The sequence below is a fragment of the Actinomyces oris genome (assembly GCF_001929375.1).
Lineage (GTDB): Bacteria > Actinomycetota > Actinomycetes > Actinomycetales > Actinomycetaceae > Actinomyces > Actinomyces oris_B.
In genome coordinates, this window is record NZ_MSGO01000055.1 from 1 (window position 1) to 6,017 (window position 6,017).

The 6,017-nt window shown below is 63.8% G+C and carries 3 protein-coding genes and 1 pseudogene; 1 reads left to right on the plus strand and 3 read right to left on the minus strand.

Translation table 11 applies throughout. The features are described from left to right. Positions 1 to 503 precede the first annotated feature (503 nt). A pseudogene (locus BKH32_RS11320) lies at positions 504 to 2,119 on the minus strand (IS1634 family transposase). A 264-nt stretch (positions 2,120 to 2,383) separates the two neighbouring features. Next, a complete protein-coding gene (locus BKH32_RS13720) occupies positions 2,384 to 2,746 on the minus strand; it encodes a hypothetical protein (protein WP_075250134.1) in 363 nt (120 codons plus the stop codon). A gap of 1,765 nt (positions 2,747 to 4,511) precedes the next feature. Between BKH32_RS13720 and BKH32_RS11330 the strand changes: the two genes are divergently transcribed. After that, a complete protein-coding gene (locus tag BKH32_RS11330; RefSeq protein WP_143222816.1) occupies positions 4,512 to 5,075 on the plus strand; it encodes a hypothetical protein in 564 nt (187 codons plus the stop codon). Positions 5,076 to 5,090: 15 nt separating this feature from the next. On the opposite strand, the gene BKH32_RS13970 is transcribed toward BKH32_RS11330, so the two are convergent. Continuing rightward, positions 5,091 to 6,017 (minus strand): hypothetical protein (locus BKH32_RS13970; protein WP_178384649.1); only part of this gene is annotated, 927 nt, incomplete at its 5' end.

Consider the following 6,017-nt stretch of genomic DNA (forward strand, 5'->3'; position numbering starts at 1 on the left):
GCGGTGCCGAGTGAGGCGGCGGTGGTGGTGGCTGCCAGGTCGATGGTGGACAACAGGGTGTTGAAGGTGGTGGTGATGACGGTGGCCGCTACCTGACACGCAGGAGCCGTTGCGGGACTGGCGATCGAGGTCACCAGCAACCGGGCGGCCTGCGCCTGCAGCTCAGCAGCCATACCGTGAGCCCGCTCCAGGACACCCGCATAAGCATCCATCACACCAGCCCCACGCCCCAGCTCCCCAGCCCTGCCGGAGAGCTCACCACTCAGAGACGAGGCCGCAGCCGAGAAGGCCTGCGCACTGACCCCCTGCCACGACGGCGCCGAAGAAGCGGCCGAAGACATCAACGACGCCCCCTCACCAATCCTGTCCCCCGACCGACGCCAGGACACCGCCAGACCCCTGACCCCACCAGGAGAACCAGGAACCCGGGTGGCGATCACAGCAGCCAACCCGGGCAACCCAACCGGCACCGCACTCATCGACCCACCTGAGTTGCACAGTTTTTAGTGTCCTGTTGGGATGCTCAGGGCGGTGAGGATTTCTTCGGCTTCGGGGGTCAGGGGGTCGGTGGCGGTGAGGTGGTGGCCGTTGAGGTTGATGGTGATCTCCTGGAGGGGCTTGAGGGCACGGATGATGCGCTTGACGCTAATCCCGGTGGTCTCCTGGAGGTGCCGGGCGACGGCCAGGGCGGCCATGACCACGGTCAGGTGAGCCTCGATGGCATCGCGGGTGTGGTGGAAGACGGGGCGGGCTCTCAGGTCGTGCTTGCTCATCGGCGAAAGACTGCTCGACGTGCCACAGCTCGTGATATGAGGAGACCACCTCACCGGCGCCCATCAGGCGTGCAGGAATGTTGGTGACGTAGCCTTTGAGGCCCACCAGAGAGCGGGCCCGGGCCAGGGACGCCTCATCGAGGACCTGATCGCCTTTATGGGTGGTGACGAACCTGGTGCCCTTGGGACGTCTCTCTCCGGCGACGGATGGCCCTAGCGCGGTTCTCCTGGGCGGTCAGGGTCCGAGTGTCCCTGGCGGCGCGCTTCTTGGAGTAGGCCCACACCACCCGCCACGACCCCGGGTGAGCGTCCGGGTCCCAGACGGGCTCACGACGCTTGCTGACGTCCCGCTCGCTCTGCGAGCCCCTCCTGGGGGTGATGGTGTCGATGACCTGCCCGTCAGTGAAGACGTCCCCGTGCCAGTGGAAGTGGAAGTGGGCCTCCAGGTCGCCTGGGGCGCGGACCTGTCGGGCCCCGACGATGAACCGCAGCCGGGCGTCATCCAGGGCCGCGAGGTTGGCTGCTGAGAGCATGCCGGCATCAGCGATGATCACGAGCTCCTCAATACCGTGAGCGGCCTGGAAGGCCTCCACCACCGGGATGATGGTGGTGGTCTCGGCCTTACTTCCTTCCCAGCACCCGATTCTCAGGGGGAAGCCGTGGCGGTCGAGCAGCAGGCCGACGATGACCTGGGGATCGACCCGCCTCTCCTTGGAGTAACCCACCCGCCGCAGGTCGTCCTCCTTCTCGGCATCGAAATAGAGCGTGGTGACGTCGTACAGGCACAGGGCCAGACCGGAGATGTTGGTGACGTGCTCGAACAAGGCGTTTGAGAGGCTCTCGCGGTAACCGCGCTCCTGGGCCCGGGCCAGGCAGGCGTACAAGGTGTTGCGGTGGGCCGGAGCCGGCCAGCCGATCTCGGACAGGACCCTGGGAGTGTCGGCCTTGGATGTCGGCTCGATCAGGCGAGCGGCGACCATCTGCTCAAAGGCCCGGTCACCCCCAACCGCCTCACTCAGCCCCAGACGCCTGTAGGCCGAACGGAGGACCTCAATCAGCCAGCCCGACCTGCGCGAGATGATCTGCGGCCTTCGCACCACGCCACCGTCACTGGGTGCCTGACCACCCACCTCGTCAGCGTCGTCGTTGAGTATCGGCCCCAGGTCCAGGACCTGCTGGCCTGCCATGAGCCGCTGGCGCCCCAGACGCATCAGCGCAGCCAGCTCGGCCTCGTCATGGGCCGACCCCAGGTGCTCCACGATCCGGCGCACACCATGGTCCTTGGCCACGACCTGCACGGCCGTGGCCCCCGAGGCTGTCTTGACCTGACGCAGGTACGGACTCACCCGCCAGATCCTACCGCCACCTTAGTGCCCCGAAACGACCACCCCACCCCCAGAATCCCAACGAAAAACCCCACTCTGAAACACAAACCACCCCAACCTGTGCAACTCAGGAGGAGGCGGCCGAGGACATCAACGACGCCCCCTCACCGATAGTGTCCCCCGACCGGCGCCAAGACGCAGCCAGGGACCTGACCCCGCCAGGAGAACCAGGAACCCGCGTAGCGATCACAGCAGCCAACCCGGGCAACCCAACCGGTACCGCGCTCATCGTCCCACCCCCAGGCCTCCACGGCCCCGGCCGGCGCAAGCCCCCGCGCTGGCGCCCGCACCCACGCCGGCGCCGGTGCCCATCAGGCTGTGGGCGCCGGAGGCTGAGGACTCATCGGTCTCGGCCAGGGCGGACATGGCGTACTTGACCCCACCGGCGATCTGGTCGGCGCCTGCGGCCCCGTCGCGAGCACCGGCGCTGTGGGCCGCGGCGTAGGCCGCCGCAGCCGCCACCAGCACCCCCGGCCCCAGGTCACCGCCGCTGCCGGGCTCTACACTGACCGACCCCACCGCGGCCGAGCACTCATCAGCCAACGACACCACCCGCGCCAGCTCCTCGGGCACCACCCGCAACACCATCAGCAGCCACTCCAACCACCCGCCCAGGAGGCACCACCATCGCGCCCCCGGGAGAAGCCTTGTAGGAATCAGGGAACACCACGAAAGTTAACCTCACGGTCAGCACACACGCAGGGACCAAGGCCCCGATCCCGAACCCAGTCCTGCGCCCGGCCCTGCACTGAGCCAGCCACAGGCGCAACAAGCCGCGCGCGACACCAGACCCTCGACCCGGGATCACCCGAAGCCACCCACCGCACTCCACCCAGTCCCGCCGATGATATCTACCTGGATTTCACGCCCGCACAAGGGGGTAAGCCGGTACCCTTGACTGCAAGGGTGTCATTCATCAGACGTTCTCGGCTCTCAGTAATCCACCTGATTCCAGGAGCCAGGACCACCTGTCAGTAGTGCCCCGACGGCGTAGTCCCGAAGCTGAGGGAAGCGAGTGGGTTGGTGGCAGACGAGGGCGAAAGCGACGTCAGACGCGAGGGTGGTGCCCCCGTTGCGGCGATTGCCCCGCAGGTGGGTGGATGGCGAAAGCATGGTGTCACGGTGCTACGTGCCCTCCTTGGGATCATAGGGGCCTGCCTGGCCATGGTGATCGGCCTTGCCGGCTGGCTGTACTGGACCCACCCAAGCACCACCAGCGTCCCCCTGCCCGACGGAGCCCAGAGGGGTGAGGAAAGATACCTCAGCTGGGCACTGCCTCATCCTGAAACGATACATGGGACCCTGCGCCCAGGGCCGTTGCGCTCCAGGAACCACGAATGGGTTGGCACGGTGACATGGAAACCGTTCCATGCGGCGGAGCAGGACTATGAGCTGCGCCTCGGCGAGAGCGTACACATCGAGGGACTGGGAACAGTGACCCTCCTCGAAGTCGACCCACCCCCAGCCATCCCAGATATCAACTTCTTCAAGGACAGAAGTGCAGGAGGCTGGGACTATCGAGTGAACATCGCCCTCGACCCCGGACTCTCCCTGTGCACAGTAATAAAACCATGCACACAGAAATAATAAAGGAATCTGACATCACTTACTCGGTTCAGCGGCAATACGAGTCTGCGAGATGAATCACCCCGGGATTGATGGAGGCAGTGATGACACGAAGGGATCACTGTCATGGGACAGAAGAAGTACCCCGACGAGCTGCGCGAGCGGACCACGAGGATGGTCTTGGATGCACTGTCCGATCCGACGCAACCCGAGGGGGCGGGGCACGGAGGATCGGCGAGGAGCTGAGCGTCTACTTTGAGGCTCTACGCCCCTAGTTCAAGAAGGCTCAGGTCGACGGTGGCTTGAGGCCGGGAACCACCACCGACGAGGCGACCCGGATGAGGGAGCCGGTGTTGGAGGCGAGAGAGAGCTGCGTCAGGCCAATGAGATCGTGCGCACAAAGCGAGAGCGTATCTGCGTCCCGCGGGCGGCGTGAGCGCCGTAAGAGGTCGTCGACTCCCATATTGGCGACAACCGGCAGGACCTCGAGGCCTGGTCGGACATCGACGCCGCCCGTGCTCGCCACCGCCGAGTGGGTCCACTGATACAGGCACCATCCGGCCACACTCCGCCGCCGGCATGCCCCCACCGAGCGCGAAGCCGTCTGGGGCCCGATATCTACCTGGATTTCACGCCCGCAGAAGAGGGCAAGCCGGTATCCTTTACTGCAAGGGCGCCATTCATCAGACGTTCTCAACTCTCCCAAGTCCGCCTGACTCCAGGAGCCAGGACCACCTGATTGGCCCCCCGACGACGTAGTCCTGAAACTGAGGGAAGCGAGTGGGTCGTGGCAGACGACAGCGAAAGCGACGTCAGAAGCGAGGGCGGCACCCCCATGGCAGTCCCCGCCCCGCAGGTGGGTGGACGGCGAAAGCATGGCGTCACGGTGCTACGTGCCCTCCTCGGGATCATAGGAGCCTGCCTGGCCATGGTGATCGGCCTTGCCGGCTGGCTGTACTGGACCCACCCGACCACCACCAGCATCCCCCTGCCTGACGGAGTCCAGAGGGGCGAGGAAGAATACCTCAGCGGGGCATTACCCCCTCCTGAAACGATACACGGGACGCTGTATTCAGGCCCGTTGCACTCCAGGAACCACGAATGGATTGGTACGGTGACATGGCAACCGCGCCATGCGGCGGAGCAGGACTATGAGATACGCCTCGGCGAGAGCGTCCACATCGAGGGACTCGGAACAGTGACCCTCCTCGAAGTCGACCCGCCCCCAGCCATCCCGGAGATCAACTTCTTCAGAGACAGAAGTGCAGGGGGATGGGACTATCGAGTGAACATCGCCCTCGACCCCGGTCTCTCCCTGTGCACAGTATTCAAACCATGCACACAGAAATAACAAAAGAATCTGACATCACTTACTCGGTTCAGCGGCAATACGAGTCTGCGAGAAGTACCTCTCATAGTCTTCCCGGCTTATCCTGATGAGTCCAGTATCCGCACGCTCACCTTTCGGAGTCAGATTCATTCCCCAGGGGTTTCTCAGCGTGACGTACTGATCATCAACCGCCACCACTGTGTACGCATGGGCCCTTCCTTCTCCACTCCCTAGACGACGAGTGACCTCCCGATCGGGCGCCTCCCCGTGAGCCCCCTTGTTCTCAGTGTCGATCTTGCCGTCACCGTTGGTGTCAGTAGCAGCCTCAACCTTGGTGCCAGGCGGCATATCCTCAGCGGTCACTGCCACGACAGGACATCCAGCATCCACCGAACGATCAATGCTGCCCCACTGCCTTCCAGAGTACTTATGGTCTTCCCCCGCAAGAAACCAAAAGAACCCGGTACCACCCCAAGTATTAGCCGGGGTCACATCTTTGCCGGAAATTCGTTTCATGGCCTCGGCTGGCGGCTTATTATTCAAGTCATCATCACCAAACTGTTCCCCATAGGCACGCTCATAAACGCTCATCAGAGTGGGGCGACCCGCTTCATCCTTCGTGCCGTTGGCGTAGTAGTCGTACACATCAACATGCACCTCATTGCCTTTATCGTCATACAGGGTCACAGTAAAACAGCCCTTCCCGCCATCCCATTTGACGTGATCACGTAGGAACTGCTGCCCTTTTTCAGTCGCTGAGTACCCTTGAAGGGTAACCAGCATAAAGCAGTCAGGCATGCTGGTCTGATTGGCGTCAGGGTCCCAGTCACCCTTGCCATCGGCCTGCTCCCGCAGTCGCTTCTTGTCTTCCTCCGAAAAACTCTGCGTATCGCCTTTCCCCTTCGATGGCTCGCCGTTCCCGTTTCGTGACTTGGCGCTTGCTGCGGTGCCGAGTGAGGCGGC

Excerpts from the sequence above, each read along its gene's own strand:
- BKH32_RS13720 (WP_075250134.1), bottom strand. The coding sequence starts at position 2,746 with ATGGTGTTGCGGGTGGTGCCCGAGGAGCTGGCGCGGGTGGTGTCGTTG.